The sequence below is a fragment of the Micropruina glycogenica genome (assembly GCF_900289045.1).
Lineage (GTDB): Bacteria > Actinomycetota > Actinomycetes > Propionibacteriales > Propionibacteriaceae > Micropruina > Micropruina glycogenica.
Window position 1 is genome coordinate 348,296 of record NZ_LT985188.1, and the last position, 20,793, is coordinate 369,088.

17 protein-coding genes are annotated in these 20,793 nt (G+C 68.6%); 15 read left to right on the forward strand and 2 right to left on the reverse strand.

Features of this window, described 5'->3' with window-relative positions:
- Nucleotides 1-92: 92 nt before the first annotated feature.
- The 13 genes from nuoE to MPLG2_RS01640 all read left to right on the forward strand — a co-directional run bounded on the left by nuoE (nt 93) and on the right by MPLG2_RS01640 (nt 16,670).
- Nucleotides 93-854: an NADH-quinone oxidoreductase subunit NuoE gene (gene nuoE / locus MPLG2_RS01580; protein WP_105184632.1), complete on the forward strand. Its 762-nt coding sequence runs from the start codon at nt 93-95 to the stop codon at nt 852-854.
- Nucleotides 851-2,167 carry an NADH-quinone oxidoreductase subunit NuoF gene (gene nuoF, locus MPLG2_RS01585; RefSeq protein WP_105184633.1) on the forward strand — a complete coding sequence of 439 codons (1,317 nt, stop codon included), beginning with the start codon at nt 851-853 and terminating at the stop codon, nt 2,165-2,167. Before nuoE ends, nuoF begins: the two co-directional genes overlap by 4 nt.
- On the forward strand, nt 2,164-4,605 hold the full coding sequence (locus MPLG2_RS01590) for an NADH-quinone oxidoreductase subunit G (protein ID WP_105184634.1): 2,442 nt from the start codon (nt 2,164-2,166) through the stop codon (nt 4,603-4,605). The genes nuoF and MPLG2_RS01590 overlap by 4 nt, the downstream gene beginning before the upstream one ends.
- Nucleotides 4,602-5,939 carry an NADH-quinone oxidoreductase subunit NuoH gene (gene nuoH, locus MPLG2_RS01595; protein WP_105184635.1) on the forward strand — a complete coding sequence of 446 codons (1,338 nt, stop codon included), beginning with the start codon at nt 4,602-4,604 and terminating at the stop codon, nt 5,937-5,939. The genes MPLG2_RS01590 and nuoH overlap by 4 nt, the downstream gene beginning before the upstream one ends.
- Complete coding sequence (nuoI, locus tag MPLG2_RS01600) at nt 5,939-6,499, forward strand: NADH-quinone oxidoreductase subunit NuoI (RefSeq protein ID WP_105184636.1); 561 nt, start codon at nt 5,939-5,941, stop codon at nt 6,497-6,499. The genes nuoH and nuoI overlap by 1 nt, the downstream gene beginning before the upstream one ends.
- Nucleotides 6,496-7,281, forward strand: coding sequence for an NADH-quinone oxidoreductase subunit J (locus MPLG2_RS01605; protein ID WP_105184637.1), 786 nt, complete (start codon nt 6,496-6,498; stop codon nt 7,279-7,281). The genes nuoI and MPLG2_RS01605 overlap by 4 nt, the downstream gene beginning before the upstream one ends.
- Complete coding sequence (nuoK, locus tag MPLG2_RS01610) at nt 7,278-7,574, forward strand: NADH-quinone oxidoreductase subunit NuoK (protein WP_269459163.1); 297 nt, start codon at nt 7,278-7,280, stop codon at nt 7,572-7,574. The genes MPLG2_RS01605 and nuoK overlap by 4 nt, the downstream gene beginning before the upstream one ends.
- A 13-nt stretch (nt 7,575-7,587) precedes the next feature.
- Complete coding sequence (nuoL, locus tag MPLG2_RS01615; RefSeq protein WP_105184638.1) at nt 7,588-9,492, forward strand: NADH-quinone oxidoreductase subunit L; 1,905 nt, start codon at nt 7,588-7,590, stop codon at nt 9,490-9,492.
- A 13-nt stretch (nt 9,493-9,505) separates the two neighbouring features.
- Nucleotides 9,506-11,011, forward strand: a complete 1,506-nt coding sequence (locus MPLG2_RS01620) for an NADH-quinone oxidoreductase subunit M (protein ID WP_105184639.1) — start codon at nt 9,506-9,508, stop codon at nt 11,009-11,011.
- Nucleotides 11,011-12,561 carry an NADH-quinone oxidoreductase subunit NuoN gene (gene nuoN, locus MPLG2_RS01625; protein ID WP_105184640.1) on the forward strand — a complete coding sequence of 517 codons (1,551 nt, stop codon included), beginning with the start codon at nt 11,011-11,013 and terminating at the stop codon, nt 12,559-12,561. Before MPLG2_RS01620 ends, nuoN begins: the two co-directional genes overlap by 1 nt.
- 40 nt (nt 12,562-12,601) lie before the next feature.
- The gene (locus MPLG2_RS01630; protein ID WP_231935746.1) at nt 12,602-13,582 is read left to right on the forward strand and encodes a polyprenyl synthetase family protein; all 981 of its coding nucleotides are present in this window, start codon (nt 12,602-12,604) and stop codon (nt 13,580-13,582) included.
- 91 nt (nt 13,583-13,673) lie between these two features.
- A complete protein-coding gene (locus tag MPLG2_RS01635; protein ID WP_105184641.1) occupies nt 13,674-15,032 on the forward strand; it encodes an NAD(P)/FAD-dependent oxidoreductase in 1,359 nt (452 codons plus the stop codon).
- A 216-nt stretch (nt 15,033-15,248) separates the two neighbouring features.
- The gene (locus MPLG2_RS01640) at nt 15,249-16,670 is read left to right on the forward strand and encodes an amidase (RefSeq protein WP_105184642.1); all 1,422 of its coding nucleotides are present in this window, start codon (nt 15,249-15,251) and stop codon (nt 16,668-16,670) included.
- A gap of 277 nt (nt 16,671-16,947) precedes the next feature.
- Here the strand turns inward: MPLG2_RS01640 and pdxR are convergent, their stop codons facing one another.
- Nucleotides 16,948-18,345 (reverse strand): MocR-like pyridoxine biosynthesis transcription factor PdxR, encoded by a 1,398-nt coding sequence (pdxR, locus tag MPLG2_RS01645; protein ID WP_197710037.1) that lies wholly within the window; start codon nt 18,343-18,345, stop codon nt 16,948-16,950.
- 67 nt (nt 18,346-18,412) lie between these two features.
- Here pdxR and pdxS point away from each other — a divergent pair, with 67 nt between their 5' ends.
- Nucleotides 18,413-19,324 carry a pyridoxal 5'-phosphate synthase lyase subunit PdxS gene (gene pdxS / locus MPLG2_RS01650; RefSeq protein ID WP_105187404.1) on the forward strand — a complete coding sequence of 304 codons (912 nt, stop codon included), beginning with the start codon at nt 18,413-18,415 and terminating at the stop codon, nt 19,322-19,324.
- Nucleotides 19,321-19,989 carry a pyridoxal 5'-phosphate synthase glutaminase subunit PdxT gene (pdxT, locus tag MPLG2_RS01655; RefSeq protein WP_231935747.1) on the forward strand — a complete coding sequence of 223 codons (669 nt, stop codon included), beginning with the start codon at nt 19,321-19,323 and terminating at the stop codon, nt 19,987-19,989. The genes pdxS and pdxT overlap by 4 nt, the downstream gene beginning before the upstream one ends.
- A gap of 417 nt (nt 19,990-20,406) precedes the next feature.
- On the opposite strand, the gene MPLG2_RS01660 is transcribed toward pdxT, so the two are convergent.
- Nucleotides 20,407-20,643, reverse strand: a complete 237-nt coding sequence (locus MPLG2_RS01660; protein WP_158680780.1) for a hypothetical protein — start codon at nt 20,641-20,643, stop codon at nt 20,407-20,409.
- Nucleotides 20,644-20,793 lie beyond the last annotated feature (150 nt).

The window sequence follows — 20,793 nt, forward strand, 5'->3', positions numbered from 1 at the left end:
ATCTCCACCCTCGCCATCTCGGCCCCAACCGTCCTCCCGGCGAACGCCGGGATCTCGAGCGCCATCACCACGACGTCCGTTGGGAGGAAAGTGTGAGCGACCACGAGTTCCAGTCCTGGTTCCCCGAGTCGGGGTCGATCGATTACGACGACACCCAGACCAACATCACCGAGGCCACGCTCGACGAGATGCGCTCGATCGCGGCCCGCTACCCGCAGGCGCGCTCGGCGCTGCTGCCCATGCTGCACCTGGTGCAGAGCGTCGACGGCCGCATCAGCCCCGCCGGCGTCGAGGCGTGCGCGCAGATTCTCGACATCACCACGGCGCAGGTCTCGGGTGTGGCGACCTTCTACACCATGTACCGCCGCCGGCCCGGTGGACGGCACCACGTGGGCGTCTGCACCACCGCCCTCTGCGCGGTGATGGGCGGTGACGCCCTGCTCGACCAGGTCTGCGACCGGCTGGGCATTCACGAGGGTGAGACCACTGCCGACGGCGCGATCTCGCTCGAACGCATCGAGTGCAACGCCGCCTGCGACTTCGCGCCGGTGCTGATGGTCAACTGGGAGTTCTTCGACAACATGAACCCCGAGAAGGTGGACGACCTGCTGGCCGCGCTGTCTTCGGGCGAGACCGTCAAGTCGCCGCGCGGCGCCACGCTCACCTCGTGGATGGAGGCCGAGCGGGTGCTGGCCGGTTTTCCCGACGGACGGGCCGACGAGGGTCCGACCGCCGGCGAGGCGTCCCTGCTGGGCGTGAACGTGGCCCGCGAGAACGGCTGGCGCGCCCCCGACGCACCCCCGCCCATTCCGGCCTCCGACGAGGCCGCGAGCGCCGAAGGAGGGCAGAAGTGACCGACGAACTCACCCCGGTGCTCACCGCCAACTGGGCCGACGAACGGGCCTGGAAGCTCACCAACTACGAACGTCGAGGTGGCTACCAGGCCCTGCGCAAGGCGCTCAGCACCACCCCCGCCGACGTGATGGAGCTGGTCAAGGACTCCGGACTGCGCGGCCGCGGGGGCGCCGGCTTTCCCACCGGCATGAAGTGGTCGTTCGTGCCGAAAGACAACCCCAACCCCAAGTACCTGGTCGTGAACGCCGACGAGTCCGAGCCGGGAACCTGCAAGGACATGCCGCTGATGATGGCCAGCCCGCACACGCTGGTCGAGGGTGTGATCATCGCCTCGTACGCGATCGGCTGCCGTTACGCGTTCATCTACTGCCGCGGTGAGGTGCTGCACATCATTCGCCGGCTGCAGCAGGCCGTGCGTGAGGCGTACTCGGCGGGCTATGCCGGCAAGAACATTCTGGGCAGCGGCTACGACGTCGAGGTGGTCGTGCACGCCGGTGCGGGCGCCTACATCTGCGGTGAAGAGACCGCACTGCTCGACTCGCTCGAGGGCCGCCGCGGCCAGCCCCGGCTGCGGCCGCCGTTCCCAGCCGTTGCCGGCCTGTACGCCTCGCCGACGGTGGTCAACAACGTCGAGACGATCGCGTCGGTGCCGTCCATCATCGACCGGGGGGCCGCCTGGTTCGCCTCGATGGGTACCGAGAAGTCCAAGGGCATGACCATCTACTCGCTGTCGGGTCACGTCAAACGGCCCGGCCAGTTCGAGGCGCCGCTCGGCGTCACCCTGCGGCAGTTGCTGGAACTGTCCGGCGGCATGCGCGAGGGCCACGAGCTCAAGTTCTGGACGCCCGGTGGCAGCTCCACACCGATCCTGACCGCCGAACACCTCGACCTGCCGCTGGACTACGAGGGCATGGCGGCGGCCGGCACCATGCTCGGCACCAAGGCGCTGCAGTGCTTCGACGAGACCACCTCGGTGGTGCGCACCACACTGCGCTGGATCGAGTTCTACAAGCACGAGTCCTGCGGCAAGTGCACCCCGTGCCGCGAGGGCAACTGGTGGCTGGTGCAGTTGTTGAAGAAGTTCGAGGCGGGCCAGGCCCAGCAGGGCGACGTCGAGAAGCTGCTCGACATCGCCGACGACATCGGCGGCCGTTCGTTCTGCGCCCTGGCCGACGGAGCGGTGGCTTGCCTGACCAGCGCGATCAAGCACTTCAGGGACGAGTTCGAGCAGGGCATGCACATTCCCGCGTGGGAGTTGTTCCCCTACGAACGCAGCGCGCTGTTCGCCGTACGGGAAGGGGCGCACGCATGACCGTCACCGCCAAACCGGGCGAGGTCGTCGCCAGCGACCTGATCACCGTCTTCATCGACGGCACCGAGGTGCAGGTGCCCAAGGGCACGCTGGCGATCCGGGCCGCCGAGATGATCGGCGTCGCCATTCCGCGGTTCTGCGACCACCCGCTGCTCGACCCGGTGGGTGCCTGCCGGCAGTGCCTGGTCGAGGTGCCCGACATGGGCAACGGCCGCGGCATGCCCAAGCCCCAGGCGTCGTGCACCCTCGAATGCGCGCCCGGCATGAAGATCCTGACCCAAGAGACCTCGGCGGTGGCCGCGAAGGCCCAGAAGGGCATGATCGAGTTTCTGCTGCTCAACCATCCGCTCGACTGCCCGATCTGCGACAAGGGCGGCGAATGCCCGCTGCAGAACCAGGCCATGGCCAACGGTGCCGGCGAGAGCCGCTACGAGGGCGTGAAGCGCACGTTCCCCAAGCCGGTCAGCATCTCGGCGTTGGTGTTGCTCGACCGAGAGCGGTGCATTCTGTGCGCCCGTTGCACCCGGTTCTCGGAGCAGATCTCGGGCGACCCGTTCATCACCCTGGTCGAGCGCGGCGCGCTGCAGCAGGTGGGCTTTTACGAAGACCACCCCTACGACTCGTACTTTTCGGGCAACGTCATTCAGATCTGCCCGGTGGGTGCGCTGACCAGCGTGTCGTACCGGTTTCAGAGCAGGCCGTTCGACCTGGTCAGCACTCCGGTCACCTGCGAGCACTGCGCCGGCGGCTGCCAGTTGCGCAGCGACCACCGGCACTTTCAGGTCAAGCGCCGGCTGGCCGGCGACGCCCCGTTGGTCAACGAGGAGTGGAACTGCGATAAGGGCCGGTTCGCGTTCAAGTCGGGCCGCGGGCCCGACCGGCTCACCCGGCCGCTGGTGCGCGACAACGGGGTGCTGCGGGTGGCGTCGTGGCCCGAGGCCATCGACGCCGCGGTGGCGGGCCTGCGCCGGGCCGGCTCGCGGGTCGGCGTGCTGACCGGCGGACGGCTCACCGTCGAAGACGCCTACGGGTACAGCAAGTTCGCGCGAGCGGTGCTGGGCACCAACAACATCGACTTCCGCTCGCGCCCGGCCTCGGCCGAAGAGGCCGTCTTCCTGGCCAACCGGGTGGCCGGCACAGAGCTCGACGAAGACCGGCTGAGCTACACCGCACTGCAGCAGGCCAAGCAGGTCGTGCTGGTGGCCTTCGAACCCGAGGAAGAGGCCGCGATGGTCTTCCTCCGGCTGCGCAAGGCGGTGCGCAAGAACGGCCTCAAGGTCGTGACCGTTGCGCCGTTCGCGTCCAACGGGTCGGTGAAGCTGAACGCCGAACTGGTCGCCACCGTGCCGGGTGCCGAGGCCGAAGCCTTGAACGGCATCACCGCGGACGCCGACACCATCGTGCTGATCGGTGATCGCGCCGCCGTGGTGCCCGGGCTGCTGAACGCCGCCGCCGACTTCGCCGACCGAACCGGCGCCCGACTGGGCTGGGTGCCCCGCCGCGCCGGCGACCGCGGCGCGGTCGAGACCGGCTGCCTGCCCAACCTGCTGCCCGGCGGCCGTCCGACCGGTGACGTGCTCGCCAGGGTCGACGTGCAGGCAGCGTGGGGCGTCGACAGCCTGCCCGGCACCCCGGGCCTCGACGCCGACGAGCAACTGGCCGCCGCCCGCGAGGGGGGCTTCGCCCTGCTGGTCGGTGGCCTGGAGCCGTCGGACTTCACGCAGGCGAACGAGGTGCGCGAGGGGCTTGAGAACGCGAGCTTCGTCGTGAGCCTCGAACAGCGGTTGTCTGAGGTCACCGAGCGCGCCGACGTGGTGTTTCCGATCGCGCTGATCGAAGAACGGCCGGGTCACTTCTTGAACTGGGAGAGCCGTCGCGGCCGGGTGAACACGGTGATCAAGCAGGCCAACCAGCCGATGACCGACCTGCGGGTGCTCGCCGCGCTGGCCGACGCCCTGGGTCGTCCGCTGGGTGTGCGCACCGCACGCCAGGCGCTGGCCGAGTTCGACGAGTTGGGGGCCTGGGACGGTGCCCGCGCCCCGCTGAGCCGCGGCCGAGGTGTGGCCGCCGATCACGCCGACGGCGAGGTGGCGTTGGCCACCTGGCGCGAACTGCTCGACGGTTCGCGGGCCCTCGACTACGAGCCGGCCCTGCTCGAGACGGCCAAGCCCGTGGTGGCCAGGGTTGCACCCGAGACCGCCGAGCAGTTCGGCCTGACCGCCGCCGTCACCGTCAGCGGCAACGGCGGCTGGCTCACCCTGCCGCTCGACATCGTGCCGGGCATGGCGCCCGACACGGTCTGGGTGCCCACCCACGCCCCCGACACGCCGCTGTCTGAGCTGGGCCTGGTGCACGGCGATCCGGTGACCATCGGTTCGCCCGCCGCGGCGCTCGAGCGCGGCGAAGGTTTCGACCAAGGTGAAGGGGGCGTGGCATGATCCCGCTCGATCTCAGCCTGTTCGGCACCGACCCGTGGTGGCTGGTGGTCATCAAGGTGCTGGTGCTGTTCGTCGTGCTGCTGGTCTGGACGATCTTCAACGTCTGGTACGAGCGGCGGTTGGTCGGCAAAATGCAGCATCGGCTCGGGCCGATCATGAACGGCCCTTTCGGGCTCGGCCAGGCACTCGCCGACGGTGCGAAGCTGCTGGTGAAAGAGGACTTCCGGCCCGCCTCGGCAGACCGGATCCTGTTCACCGTTGCCCCGCTGATCGCCGGAACGGCCGCCTTCACCGCCTGGTCGGTCATTCCGTTCGGCGGTGAGGTCGAGATCTTCGGCGTGAAGACCCGGTTGCAGCTCACCGACCTGCCGATCTCGGTACTGGTGATTCTGGCCGTGGCGTCGGTGGGCATCTACGGCTTCGTGCTGGCCGGCTGGTCGTCCAACTCGCCGTACTCGCTGCTCGGCGCGCTGCGGTCGTCGGCGCAGATGATCAGCTACGAGCTCAGCATGGGGCTGGCCCTGGTGGCGGTGTTTCTGTACAGCCGGTCGATGTCGACGTCCGAGATCGTCGAGGCGCAGGGGCAGCCGTTCGTGCTCGACCTGCAGCTGGGCGGCTTCCGGATTCACTGGGACTGGGGCATGCAGAGCTGGTACTTCCTGCTGCTGCTGCCGTCCTTCGTGATCTACGTGATCTCAATGGTGGGTGAGACCAACCGGGCACCCTTCGACCTGCCCGAGTGCGAGTCGGAGTTGGTGTCGGGCTACCTCACCGAGTACTCGGGCTTCCGCTACGCGACCTACTTTCTGGCCGAGTACATCAACATGGCCACGGTCTCGGCTGTCGCCACCACGCTGTTCCTGGGCGGCTACCACGCGCCGTGGCCGATCAACGCGCTGATTCCGGCGGTGGATCAGGGCTGGTGGGGGCCGCTCTGGTTCATGCTCAAGGTGCAGTTGCTGATCTCGCTGTTCGTGTGGCTGCGCGGCACCCTGCCGCGATTCCGCTACGACCAGTTCATGACCCTGGGCTGGAAGTGGCTGATTCCGATCTCGCTGGTCTGGGTGATGGTGATCGCCACGTTCCGCATCGCCCGCAACCTGGCCTGGTTCAGCAACCCCCTGGTGATGGGCGGCACGGTCGTCGTGATCCTGGCCCTGTTCGCCATCTGGTGGCTGCTCGACCGCGAACCCGAACCACCCGAACCAGAAGCAGAGACCACCTTCGACGCCTTCGCCGGCGGCTACCCCGTGCCACCCATGCCGGGCCAGAAGCTGCCCGAACTGGCAGATGTGGTGCCTTCGAAGCTCGACGCCGAAAGGACGGACGCCTGATGGCCACGTTCGCAGATCGATGGGCCGGGTTCGGCGTCACGTTTCGAACCATGTTTCGCAAGACCTTCACCCAGGGCTACCCGGAAAAGGGCAAGGTCAAGGTCACCGCGCCGCGCTTTCACGGCCGGCACCAGTTGAACCGCTGGCCGGACGGGCTCGAGAAGTGCGTCGGCTGCGAGTTGTGCGCCTGGGCCTGCCCCGCTGACGCCATCTACGTCGAGGGCGCCGACAACACCGAAGAGAATCGGTTCTCGCCGGGCGAGCGGTACGGCTCGGTGTACCAGATCAACTACCTGCGCTGCATTCTGTGCGGCCTGTGCATCGAGGCCTGCCCCACCCGGGCGCTGACCATGACCAACGAGTTCAAGTTGGGCGACACCAGCCGCGAGAAGCTGATCTACACCAAAGAGCGGTTGCTGGCGCCGCTGCTGCCCGGCATGGAGGAACCGCCGCACGCCCGCCGCCTGGGCGAGGACGAACAGACCTACTTTCTGGGGCTCCCGAAGACCGGCACACCCGACACCCGCACCGGCCGCGCACCTGTGGGGGAGGCCCGATGACCATCGTGTTCTGGATCTGTGCGCCCCTGATGGTGCTGGGTGGCCTCGGTCTGATCCTGTTTCGCAAGGCCGTCTACTCGGCGCTGTCGATGGCGCTCACCATGGTGTGCCTCGCGGTGCTGTACGCCTCGCTGGACGCCCCGTTCTTGTTCGCGATTCAAATCATCGTGTACACCGGCGCGATCCTGATGCTGTTCCTGTTCGTGCTTATGCTGGTGGGCGTCGACACCCCAGACTCGATCGTCGAGACGATCAAGGGCCAGCGCATTCTGTCGGCGATCGGGGCCCTGGGCCTGCTGGGGCTGATGATCTTCTCCATCGGCGGGGCCGTCACCGGGCCGTCCGCCGGGCTCGCGGGCGCCGAACAGGCCGCAGGCGGCAACGTGCAGGGCATCGCGCAGTTGCTCTTCGGCCGCTACGTGTGGGTGTTCGAGCTCACCTCGGCGCTGCTGATCACCGCCGCGGTCGGCGCCATGATCCTGGCCCACGCGCAGCGCACCAAGCCCAAGCTCGGCCAGCGTGAGCAGGCGGACGCCCGCATGAAGGCCTACGCCGATCAGGGCACCCACCCGGGCTCGCTGCCCAACTCCGGCGTGTTCGCCACCAGCAACTCGATCGCCACCCCGGCCCTGTTGCCCGACGGCACCATCGCACCCGACTCGGTGAGCCAGACGCTGGCCGAACGGGGCGCGCAACTCGACAGCACCCAGTTGCGCGCGCTCACCGCCGAAACCTTCGAGCGAGCCGAGCGCATCCGCGACGAGGAGGACGAGGAACTGTGATCGATCAGTACCTGTACCTGGCGGTGATCCTGTTCGTGATCGGCGCCGTGGGCGTGATGATTCGGCGCAACGCGCTGGTGGCGTTCATGTCGGTCGAACTCATGCTGAACGCCGCGAACCTGGCTTTGGTGGCCTTCGCCTGGCACCACGCCAGCTTCGACGGCCAGGTGGCCAGCTTCTTCGTGATGGTGGTGGCGGCGGCCGAAGTCGTGGTCGGCCTGGCGATCATCGTCAGCATCTACAAGACCCGTCGTTCGACCTCGGTCGACAACGCGAACCTGCTGAATCAGTGATTGGGAAGACGGCATGATCCCCCTCGAAACGATCGATCCGGTGGCGGCCACCGGGTTGTTCAGCTACGCCTGGCTGATGATCGCGCTGCCCGCGTTGGGTGCGTTCGTGCTGCTCGGCTTCGGACGCTACGTCGAGAAGTCGGGCCCCTACCTGGCGGTGGCCACGATCGGCGGCTCGTTCGTGGTGGCGATGGCACTGTTCGTGCAGATGCTGGCGGCGCCCGTCGATCAGCGGGCCGTGTCGGTGCAGCTCTACACCTGGTTCACCACCGGCACCTGGCAGCTCGACGTCGGCCTGCTGGTCGACCAACTCTCGATTCTGTTCGCCCTGCTGATCACCGGCGTCGGCGGCCTGATTCACGTCTACTCGCTGGGCTACATGGCGCACGACGAGCGCAAGCGCCGGTTCTTCGGCTACCTGAACCTGTTCGTGGCCGCGATGCTCACCCTGGTGCTGGCCGACAACTACCTGGTGCTGTTCGTCGGCTGGGAGGGCGTGGGTCTGGCCTCGTATCTGCTGATCGGGTTCTGGCAGTACAAGCCCTCGGCCGCCGCCGCAGCCAAGAAGGCGTTCGTCATGAACCGGGTCGGCGACCTGGGCATGGTGCTGGCGATCTCGGCGATGCTGGCCCAGTTCGGCTCGTCCGCCTTCATCGACGTGAACCACGGCGCCGAACACCTGGCCCCGGGCTGGACGACCGCGATCGGCCTGTTGCTGTTGCTCGGGGCCTGCGGCAAGTCGGCGCAGGTGCCGCTGCAGGCCTGGCTCTTGGACGCCATGGAGGGTCCCACCCCGGTGTCGGCCCTGATCCACGCAGCCACCATGGTGACCGCCGGCGTCTACCTGGTGGTGCGCAGCCACGCGATCTTCGACCTCACGGCCGACGCCCGCCTTGCAGTGGTGATCGTCGGCACCGTCACCCTGCTGGCCGGCGCCTGGATCGGTTGCAGCAAGGACGACATCAAGAAGGTGCTGGCCGGTTCGACGATGAGCCAGATCGGTTACATGATGCTGGCCGCCGGCATCGGCCCCGCAGGCTACGCGTTCGCGATCTTCCACCTGCTCACCCACGGGGCGTTCAAGGCGAACATGTTCCTTGGTGCAGGCTCGGTGATGCACGGCATGAACGACGACGTCGACATGCGGCACTACGGTGCCCTGGCCAAATACCTGCCGATCACGTTCTGGACCTTCGCGTGCGGCTACCTGGCCATCATCGGCTTTCCGCTCACCGCCGGCTTCTTCAGCAAGGACCACATCATCGAGGCGGCGTTCGGCCAGAGCGCTCTGGTCGGCACCCTGGCGCTGCTGGGTGCCGGTGTCACCGCCTTCTACATGACCCGGTTGATGCTGATGACCTTCGGCGGCAAGAAGCGCTGGCTGGACGGCGTGCACCCGCACGAATCGCCCGCGGTGATGACCGTGCCGTTGATCGTGCTGGCCGCGCTCAGCCTGGTGGCGGGTGCGGTGATGAACTGGTGGATTCAGGAGTGGCTCGAACCGGCCGCCGGCAACCACGCCCACGAGGTCGAGCTGCTGCCCACCCCGATCGGCTGGCTCACCATGCTGGTGGTCGCAGCCGGCGTGTTCGTGGGCTGGTGGGTGTTCGGGCGCAAGCCGATTCCGGCGGTGGCACCGCAGGGCAACGTGCTGGCCGTGGCCGGCCGCAACGAGCTGTACGGCAATGCGGTCAACGACACCCTGGTGGTCAAGCCGGTGTTGGGCGTGTCGCGGGCGGCGGTGGCCGCCGACGCCAAGGCTTTCGACGGTTTCGTGAACCTGCTCGCCAACGCCCTGGGGGGCCTCAGTGTGGGTGGCCGCAGGGTGCAGAACGGCTACGTGCGCAGCTACGCGCTCACCATGGTGCTCGGCGTGCTGCTGGTCGGCGTCGTGTTGATCCTCGGCCTCGGGGCCTGAGGGAGGAGATGAGATGACGTTCGGTTGGCTGACCCTCCTCGGCCTGTTGCCGTTGGTGGGTGCGCTCGTGCTCGCACTGCCGGTGCGTGGCGCGGCCCGGGCCATCGGCCTGGCCTTCTCGCTGGCGACGCTGGCGGTGGCCGTGCTGGTGACCGTGCAGTACGTGGGCGGCGCCGATCTGGCCGTGCGGCTGCCGTGGATTCCGGCGTTCGGGGCTTGGTGGGCCCTCGGTCTGGACGGCATGGGCCTGATCATGGTGCTGATGACCGTGGTGCTCACCCCCATCGTGCTGTGGGCCGAGTGGGGCGTGCGGGGCCACGGACGCTGGAACGCGCAGGGCTACTTCGCGATGGTGCTGGCCCTGGAGGGCACCGCGCTGCTGACCTTTCTGGCCGATGACGTGCTGCTGTTCTACGTGTTCTTCGAGGCCACGCTGATACCGATGTACTTCCTCATCGGTGGCTTCGGCGGTGCGTTGCGCCGGGCGGCGGCGCTGAAGTTTCTGATGTTCAACCTGGTGGGCGGGTTCATTCTGCTGGCTTCGGTGATCGGGCTCTTCGCGGTGTCGGCGGCGGGCGGCACGCCCAGCTACCTGCTCAGCGACCTGGCCGGGCAGCCGATGGCCACCAACACCGCCCGCTGGCTGATGGTCGGCTTCTTGATCGCCTTCGTCATCAAGGCACCCATGGTGCCGTTGCACACCTGGCTGCCGGCGGCGGCCGAGCAGGCCACGCCCGGCTCGTCCACGTTGATGGTCGGCGTGCTCGACAAGATCGCCACGTTCGCCATGATCAAGTTCTGCATCGGGCTGTTCCCCGAGGCGAGCGCCTGGGTGGCGCCGTTCATGATCGCTCTCGCGCTGATCTCGATCATCTACGGTGCGGCGGCCGCGATCGCCTCCACCAACCTGTTGCGGCTGGTCAGCTACACCTCGGTGAGCCACTTCGGCTTCATGGTGCTGGGCATCTACATCTTCACCTCGCAGTCGATCAACGGCACCGTCTTCTTCATGATCAACCACGGCTTCTCGACCGCCGCGCTCTTCCTGGCCGTGGGCTTCCTGATCAAGCGCCGCGGCTCGGCCGACATCAGCGACTTCGGCGGCGTCGAGAAGGCCACCCCGGTGCTGGCCGGCGCGGTGCTGCTGTCGGTGCTGTCGGCGATCTCGCTGCCCGGCATGTCGACGTTCGTCAGTGAGTTTCTGGTCATCGCCGGCACCTGGACGCGCGAGCCCTGGGTGGCCGCAGTGGCCGCGCTGGGCATCATTCTGGCCGCCACCTACGGCCTGCGCCTGTATCAGCGCACCATGACCGGGCCGCTGCCCGATGAGGTCGCCCCGCACTTCACCCACGATCTGGACGCCCGCGAGAAGTCGGTGCTGATTCCGGTGATCGCGGTGATTCTGCTGTTCGGGTTCATGCCCGGGCCGATCATGCAGCTGGCCGAACCGACCGCGAAGGCGGCGATGCAACGCATGCAGCTCGACGATCCGGTCGCGCCCGCGAAGGGAGAGAAGTGATGACGACCGTGGTGTTCGAATGGCGCGCGCTCGCACCGGTGCTGCTGGTGCTGATCGCTGCCGTGCTCGGCATTCTGGTCGAGGCGGTCGTGCCGGTGGTGCACCGGTTCTTCGCCCAGGTGTTTCTGGTCGTGGCCAGCATCGTCGCTTCGGCGGCGATGCTGGTGGCCAACTGGCGCGCCGGCATCGGCGGGCCGGTGGCGATGGGCTCGATGATGCTCGACCGGCCCACCTACTTCATGTGGGGCGCACTGCTGGTGTTCGGGCTGCTGGCCATTCTGGTGTTCGCCGAACGTGAGGTGAACGGGGGCGTCAGCACGTTCGCCGCGTCGGCCGCCACGGTGCCGGGCAGCCGGGCCGAGGCCGAGGCGTCCGCCGCCCGGTTGGAGCACACCGAGGTGTTTCCGCTGGCGCTGTTCGCGCTCGGCGGCATGATGGTGTTTCCGGCGGCGTCCGATCTGATCACCATGTTCGTGGCGCTCGAGGTGTTCTCGCTGCCGCTGTACCTGATGTGCGGCATGGCCCGGCGGCGGCGGTTGCTGTCGCAAGAGGCGGCCCTGAAGTACTTCCTGCTCGGCGCGTTCAGCTCGGCGTTCTTCCTCTTCGGCGTCGCCCTGCTGTACGGCTACGCCGGCTCGTTCGACTTCTCGGCGATCGCCGCCGCGGTGCAGAACCCGACCATGGGCTCTGGCATTCTGATCGCCGGTATGGCGCTGCTGGGCGTCGGCCTGCTGTTCAAGGTGGGCGTGGTGCCGTTCCAGAGCTGGGTGCCCGATGTGTACATGGGCGCACCCACCCCGGTGACCGGGTTCATGGCGATCTGCACCAAGCTGGCCGCCGTCGGCGCCACCCTGCGCGTGTTCTACGTGGCCCTGGGCGGCGAGCGCTGGACCTGGCAGCCGCTGCTGGCGGTGCTGGTGGTGGCCACCATGGTGGTCGGTGCGGTGTGGGGTCTGACCCAGACCGACATCAAGCGCACCCTGGCCTACAGCTCGATTGCGCACGCCGGGTTCATCATGACCGCGGTGGTGGGCGCCACCGCCGGTACTGCCACCAGCCCCCTCGACAGCCTGTCGTCGGCGCTGTTCTACCTGGTCGTCTACGGCCTGGCCAGCATCGGCGCGTTCGCGGTGATCACCCTGGTGCGCAACAACAGCGGCGAGGCCAACGCGATCGCGAGCTGGTCTGGGCTGGGCCGCACCAGCCCGCTGCTGGCCGGCATCTTCGCGCTGTTCATGCTCAGCTTCACCGGCATTCCGCTCACTGCCGGCTTCATCGGCAAGTGGGCGGTGTTCGCCGCGGCCTGGCGCGGCGGCTACGACTGGCTGGTGATCGTGGCGGTACTGCTCAGCCTGGTGGCTGCGGTGTTCTACCTGCGCATCGTCGTGGTGATGTTCTTCGGTGAACCCGCCGACGGCGTCGTGGTGGGTAAGGCGAGTGCCTTCACCTGGCTGCCGATCGCCGTCTCGGCCCTCGGCGTGGCGGTGCTGGGGGTCTTTCCCGGCCCGGTGCTTGCCCTGGCGACGGCTGCAGGCACGTTCATTCGGTGAGGCTAAGCTGGGCCAAGCCCCGCCTGTGACAAGGAGAAGCGTGACCCTCGAGATCGGTGTCGATGAGACGTTCGCCGAGTCCGTCGCCGACCGGTTGCGCAGCATCGAAGATCGGCTGGGTGACGCGGCGTTCGGGCACACTCCGTTCGTCACCGAGGCGGCCTCCCACATCATCAACGCCGGCGGCAAGCGGTTCCGGCCGCTGCTGGTGGTACTGGCGTCGCGGCTGTACCCGGGCGCAGACGACGATGCGGCCGAGCGGGCGGCGCTGGTGGTCGAGCTCACCCACGTGGCCAGCCTGTACCACGACGACGTCATGGACGAGGCCGATCTGCGCCGCGGTGCCGAGAGCGCCAACCATCGCTGGAGCAACTCGGTGGCGATCATGGTGGGCGACTTCCTTTTCGCCAAGGCGTCGTCGATCGTGGCCACCCTCGGTGTCGACTACGTGGCGCTGCAGGCCGACACGTTCGCCCGGCTGGTCGAAGGGCAGATTTCCGAGACCCGTGGCGCCCAGGGCGACGACGACCCGGTGGCGCACTACCTGCGCGTGCTGGCCGACAAGACTGGGTCGCTGATCGCGACGTCCGCGGTGTTCGGCGGCATGGTCTGCGGCGCTCCGCCCGAGGTGCTGCGCGCCCTGGCGGCTTTTGGCGAAGAGCTCGGCGTGGTGTTTCAACTGAGCGACGACATCATCGACATCGACAGCGACTCGACGGGCAAGACGCCCGGCACCGACCTGCGCGAGGGTGTGCCCACCCTGCCGACCATGCTGGTCAAGGCCGGCCGCGAGCCCGCGGACGACCGGCTGCGGCACCTGCTCGCCGGCACCATCGACGACCCCGACGACCTGGCCGAGGCCCTGGCCCTGATGCGGGCGCACCCGGCCATGGCGGCTGCCCGCGCCGAGGTCGAAAGGCGTGCACAGGTGGCCAAGCAGCACCTGGCCGTGCTGCCCGAGGGCCATGCCCGCGACGCCCTTCACGAGCTCTGTGACCAGATCGTGGCCCGCTCCGCGTGATCGTCCAGCTTGGGCAAAGATTCTTGCCACTGCCGCAAGCGGCAGGCAGACTCATGCACGCAAGCCGTCCGGCCTCACACCTGGAGTAGCCATGCCTCGTCCCCACGTAGTCATCATCGGCTCCGGCTTCGGCGGTCTGTTCTCGGCGCGTGCGCTGGCCAAGGCCGACGTCGACATCACCATCATCAGCAACACCACCGCGCACCTGTTTCAGCCGCTGCTGTACCAGGTGGCCACGGGCATTCTGTCCAGCGGTGAGATCGCACCCGCCACCCGCGACATTCTGGCCAAGCAGAAGAACGTCAAGGTGCTGCTGGGTGAGGTGAGCCGCATCAACGTGAAGTCGAAGATCGTCGTCGCCGAGAAACTCAGCAAGCAGATCGTGCTGCGCTACGACTACCTGATCGTGGCTGCCGGCGCCGGGCAGTCGTACTTCGGCAACGACCACTTCGCCACGTTCGCGCCGGGCATGAAGAGCATCGACGACGCACTCGAGTTGCGCGCCCGCATCTTCGGTGCGCTCGAGATGGCCGAGCTCAGCCAGGACGCCGCCGAGCGCCGGTCGCTGATGACGTTCGTGGTGGTGGGCGCCGGCCCGACCGGTGTCGAACTGGCCGGTCAGATCGTCGAACTCACCCACAAGACGTTGTCGCAGAGCTTTCGAAACATCGATACCAAGCAGTGCCGGGTGCTGCTGCTTGACGCGGCGCCGGTGGTGCTGCCGCCGTTCGGTGAGAAGCTGTCGGCGGCCGCCGCCAAAGAGTTGCAGCGCATCGGCGTCGAGATCAAGCTCAACGCCATGGTGACCAATCTGGACGCCACCGGACTCGACCTGAAGCACAAGGACGGCAGCACCGAGCGGGTCGACGCCATCTGCAAGGTGTGGGCGGCAGGTGTGCAGGCCAGCCCGTTGGGTAAGACCCTCGCCGACCAGTCGGGCGTCGAGGTCGACCGAGCCGGCCGGGTGCCCGTGCAGCCCGACCTGACCCTGCCGGGCAACCCGAACGTGTTCGTGATCGGCGACATGATGAGCCTCGACCGGCTGCCGGGCGTGGCGCAGGTCGCCATTCAGGGCGCCAAGTACGCCGCCAAGACCATCATCGCCGACATCAACGGCCAGCCCCGGCCCGAAAAGTTCAAGTACTTCGACAAGGGTTCGATGGCTGTGATCAGCCGGTTCGGCGCGGTGGCCAAGATCAACGAAAAGCTGCAGTTCAGCGGCTTCTTTGCGTGGGTGGCCTGGCTCGGTCTGCACCTGATCTACGTGGTCGGCTTCAAGAACCGCATCACCACTCTGTTGCACTGGACCATCACGTTCCTCGGTAGCGGACGCTCCGAACGCGTCACCACCGAGCAGCAACTGGTCGGACGCCTGGCGGTCAAGCAGTTGGGCCCGGCCTTCGAGCCCACCATCTCAGGCATTCTCGACCCGAAGAAGATCGGGCACTAGCGAACGAGCGTTCGTCATTCCGAACTTGTTGGTTGAGCTTGTCGAAACCCCCTAGCTGCAACGGGTCTCGACAAGCTCCACCATCGAAATCTGCGCCTCCCCAGCGAACGACGGTCGTCATCCCGGCGAACGCCGGGATCTCTGCTTCGCCCACGATCGCCGCTGCGGGGGTTAGTCCGGCCGCGGCGGTGATGGGTCTCTGTCAGACTTGCTCGCGTGCGTGCCGATGAGTACACCGGGCTGAGCGCGCTGCAGACCGCTGCGGCGGTCAACAGCCGCGAGTTGTCAGCGGTCGAAGTCGCCGAGGTGGCCCTTGCTGTCGCCGAACAGCGTGACCAGTACGGAGCCTTCACCTGCCTCGCGCCCGAACGGGCCATGGCGGACGCAAGGCGCACCGACCAGCGGGTCGCGGCCGGAGAGCGGCTGCCGTTGGCCGGCGTACCCAACCCGATCAAAGACCTGAACCCGGTCGAGGGTCTGCCCTGGCAGGCCGGCTCGTCCGCCATGCGGGGCGTGGTCGGCCCGGCGGACGACCCGATCGTGGGGTGGTTCGCCGAGGCCGGCACCACCATGCTGGGCAAAACCGCGACGCCCGAGTTCGGGTTGCCCTGCTACACCGAGCCCGACGGACGTCCGCCCACCGTCACGCCGTGGGACGTGACTCGTTCGGCGGGCGGCTCCAGTGGGGGAGCAGCGGCCGCCGTCGCCGCGGGCATCGCGCCCATCGCGCACGCCTCGGACGGCGGTGGCTCGATTCGCATTCCGGCCTCGGCCTGCGGCTTGGTGGGGCTCAAGGTCAGCCGCGGGCTGATCTCGCCCGGGGCGCGTCCGCCGGGGCCGGGGTTGGGCACCGAGGGGGTGGTGAGCCGCACCGTGCGCGACACGGCGCTCGCGCTCGACGTGCTGGCGGGTGCTCGGCCGGGCGACACCTACTGGGCGCCTCTCGCGCCGGGCGGTTACCTGGCGGCCTGCGAGCGGGCCCCCGAACGGCTACGGGTCGGATTGCTCACCACTCCGGTGATCGCGGCCGACGCCGAGGTGCACGCCGCCTGTCTGGACGCGGCCGCCCGCGCCGCCCTGTTGCTCGAGGGGCTGGGACACGAGGTCAGCGAGGCCCCGGTGGCGTTCGCCGCCGAACGCTGGGAGGCGTTCCGTTCGGTGTGGGCGGTGGGGGCGCTCGGCATTCCGCTGCCCGCCGAGGCCGAACCGGCGCTGACGCCCCTGACCCGCTGGCTGCGTGAGCGCGGGCGCAGCGCCACGGGGTTGGAGTACGCGGGTGCGATGGCGGCGATCCAGGTGCTCACCCGCGAGGTGGCGCAGACCTGGGCGGACTTCGACGTGATCGTGTCACCCACGCTGGCGCAGCCGCCGGCGCCCGTCGGCAGCCTGCGTGATGACGCCGACCCGTCCGCCGACTTCGAGGCACAGATGCGCTTCACGCCGTGGACCTCGGTGTTCAACCTGACCGGACGCCCCGCGATCAGCCTGCCGCTGCACAACGCCCGAATCGACGGGGCAGACTCGCCCGTGCTGCCGATCGGTGTGATGCTGGGCGCTCCGTTCGGCGCTGACGACGTGTTGCTGGGCCTGTCCGCGGCCTTGGAATTGGTTGCGCCCTGGGAGCGTCCTGGTCGGTAATGGGGACGGTTCCGATTACCCACCAGACGGCCGGGTGAACGGTATTGGGGACGGTTCCGATTACCCACCAGACGGCCGGGTGAACGGTATTGGGGACGGATCTCCCCCTACGCGGCGGACTCTCAAAGGGTTTCGGCACTTCGGTGAACGGTAATCGGAACCGTCCCCAATACCCGCCAGGAGGCTTCGGTGAACGGTAATCGGAACCGTCCCCAATACCCGCCAGGAGGCTTCGGTGAACGGTAATCGGAACCGTCCCCAATACCCGCCAGGACGGTCAGGCGTCGATCGCGGCGACCAGCACCGCCAGGGCCTGGACGAGTTCGGGCTCACTCACGCCGCCGAAGCCGAACACCACGCCCGAACGATCGTCACGCTCGCCCGACCAGTGTGCCGACAGGCGTCCTGCCAGCACACCGGCGGCTCGCGCGCGGGCCAACACCTCGGACTCGTCGCGCACGGTTTCGATCACCACGTGCAGACCGCCGTCCATCGGGTAGACGCGACCGCCCTGCAGCCCCGAGAGCGCCTCGGTGACCAGCTCGCGCCGCCGGCGGTACAGCTGCCGTATGCGCTGCACGTGCCGGCGCAGTTCGCCCGAGGTCAGGTAGTGCGCGAACGCGCGCTGAGTGAGCTGGGCGACCGGCTGCCCGAGGTCGGCACGCGACGCCAGCACGTCGGGCAGCAACCGCGACGGCGCCAGCAGGTACCCCACGCCCAGGCCGGGGCCGACGGTCTTGGCGAACGTGCCCAGGGTGACCACGCGTCCCTCGTCGGGGTCGTCGAGGGCCGCCAGCGCGGGCAGTGGGCGCGAGGTGTATCGCAACTCGGCGTCGTAGTCGTCTTCGACGATCACCACGTCATGTCTCGCGGCCCAGGCCAGCAACTGCTGCCGCCGGGCCACCGGCATCGAACCACCCAGCGGGTACTGATGGCTGGGCGTGACGATCAGCACCCGCGGCGCGTTGCGCTCGGGCAGGGCGTCGGTCACCAGTCCCTCTGCGTCGGCCGCGAGCGGCGTGGTGGCGAGCCCGAGCCGCCCGGGCACCCGGCGCAGCGACGGATACCCGGGCTCTTCGACCCCCACCGGCCCGGGCAGCCCCAGGGCGTGCAGCAGCACGGTCAGGCCCTCGCGGGCACCCGCGGTGACCACCACCTGCTCGGCGGGCCGATGGACGCCCCGCATGCGCCGTAGATGGTCTGCCAGCGACGTCCGTAACCCGGCGTCCCCGGCAGGGGCCGGGTCGGTGCCGAACGGGTCGTTGGCGGCGGCGCGCCAGGCTGTTCGCCACCCGGAGGTCGCGACGTCGGCCGTCCACGGACGGCCGGGTCGCAGGTCGATCAGTGGGCGCCCCTGAACTGGCGGAGGGGGCTCGGGGCCGGAGCGTCCAGGGTGCGGGTGCAGGGCGCGTAGCCGCGGGTTCACCACCGTGGCAGACCCGGGGCGAGCGGTCAGAAAACCCTCGGCCGTGAGCTGCTCGTAGGCCGCCACCACCGTGCCACGCGACACCGACGCCGCCCGGGCCAACGAACGGGTCGACGGCACCGGATCCCCAGGCGGTACCCAGCCGTCGAGCACCAGGCCGCGCAGGGCGTCCGCCAGTTGCACCGGCAGCGGTCGCCCGTCGTCGCGCGCGAGCGTCACCGGCAGGGTGACCTCGGCCGTGGTGCGCATACTGGATCATTGCAGATCGTCGAAACTGGCGCTTGGCTCAGACCAGTTCGGCCGCAAGGCTTGGCGCATGACACTTGTGAACGACGCGCCCCGCACGGGCACCGACCTGGTCAAGAGCGGCCTCGCCGACATGCTGAAGGGCGGCGTGATCATGGACGTGGTCACCCCCGAGCAGGCCCGAATCGCCGAAGATGCCGGCGCCGTGGCCGTGATGGCGCTCGAGCGGGTGCCCGCCGACATTCGCGCCCAGGGCGGCGTGGCGCGCATGAGCGACCCCGACCTGATCAGCGGAATCATCGACGCGGTCACCATTCCGGTGATGGCCAAGGCCCGCATCGGCCACTTCGTCGAGGCCCAGGTGCTGCAACAGCTCGGCGTCGACTACATCGACGAGTCCGAGGTGCTCTCGCCCGCCGACTACGCCCATCACATCGACAAGCGCGGCTTCACGGTGCCGTTCGTGTGCGGTGCCACCAACCTCGGCGAGGCGCTGCGCCGCATCACCGAGGGTGCGGCCATGATCCGATCCAAGGGCGAGGCCGGCACTGGCGACGTGTCCGAAGCCACCCGCCACCTGAGGACGATCCGCGGCGAGATCGCCGGCCTGAGCGCCACCTGGCGCAGCAACCCCGACGAGCTCTACGTGGCGGCCAAGAACCTGCAGGCGCCCTACGAGCTCGTGCGTCACGTGGCCGAGGCCGGAAAGCTGCCCGTGGTGCTGTTCGTGGCCGGCGGGGTCGCCACCCCGGCTGATGCGGCCATGATGATGCAGTTGGGCGCCGACGGCGTGTTCGTGGGCTCGGGCATCTTCAAGTCGGGCGACCCGGCCAAGCGGGCCGCGGCGATCGTCGCCGCGACCGCCGGCTACGACGACCCCGAACTGATCGCCCGGGTGTCGCGCGGCCTGGGCGAGGCCATGGTCGGCATCAACGTGGCCGACGTGCCCGCGCCGCACCGGCTCGCCGAACGCGGCTGGTGAGAGTCGGCGTTCTGGCCCTGCAGGGCGGCGTGCGCGAACACGCCGCCCTGCTGGCCGAGCTTGGAGCCGAGCCGGTGCTGGTGCGTCGACCCGACCAGTTGCGCGACCTGGACGCGCTGGCGCTGCCCGGCGGTGAATCGTCGGTGATCGACCGGCTGGCCAGGTCGACGGGGTTGTTCGACCCGCTACGCCGACTGATCGCCGACGGACTGCCCACGCTGGCCACCTGTGCGGGGCTGATTCTGCTCGCGCAGGGCGTGCTCGACCCGGCGCCGGGGCAGCAGAGCCTGGGCGTGCTCGATGTGGACGTTCGCCGCAACGCGTTCGGCCCGCAGCTCGCCTCGGCCGAGGTGCCCCTGGCCACCCGGTGGGGGCTGGCGTCGGTGGCGTTCATTCGGGCTCCCGCGGTCGAACGCGTGGGTGCCGACGTTCAGGTGCTCGCCCAGCACGCCGGACGGGTGGTGGCCGTGCAACAGGGCAGCATCATCGGGCTGGCGTTTCACCCCGAGCTGACCGGTGAGCCGCTGTTTCACCAGCACCTGCTGGGTCTGGTGAGGCTCGTCGCACGTCCGTCATCCCGACATCCAACCCTGTCATCCCGTCACCCAACCCTGTCATGCCGGCGGATGCCGGGATCTCTGCCTAGCGGGGTCACGAGCCGGTGAATGGATCTCCTCGCTGCCACGTCGTGAGATTCCGCGCGTCCGACCACGGTCATCCCGGCGAATGCCGGGATCTCTACCTCGCCAGATCAGGTTGCGGCGCACGAGTCCGCTCGCGCGGCCACGTCGTGAGATTCCGGCGTCCGCCGGAATGACGTGGGCACGCAAGACCTGCGCGCCGCGACTTTGTCAGTCAGCTTCGTCTGATTCATCGGCAGGGATTGCTTGCTCATCGTGGAAAACCCGCTCGGGGTGCGACTTGGCACCGCCGTGAGCGACACCGGTACCACCACGTTCACCGTCCGAAAGGACCCCTCGATGCCGTCTGTCTGTCACTGGCAGTGGCGAGTCGCTGCCGTCGCGGTGTGCCTGGCCATGCTCGCCGGCTGCACGGACGCACCCACGCCGTCGATCAGCCCGTCAACGTCGAGCCGCGCGCAGGGTGAGTCGATCGAGGGCGGCCCCGCCTACGTTCTGCGCCAGAACGATCGGCTGCTGCTGCGATCGGTCTGTGCCGGGGGTTTCGCCGAGGCGTCCGTCACCGTGGTGGCCGGCCACAACGGCCATGGTCGAATGGCAGGCCCGCTTCGTCGACGCCGCGACGCCGGCCACCGAGTTGGCGTTGTACGCCGGCCAACTGACGGGGTATCGCGTCACCGACCGCAGACCCACGGGCATGAACACCGACACGCTCACCCTGTACTACTCGGTGACGAGCCAATCGTCACACGGGTGGAAGCTGACCGGCGACATCAATGACCTGCCCGAAGGCACCGTGCTGTGGTCGGGTGGCACCGAGCCCCTGTC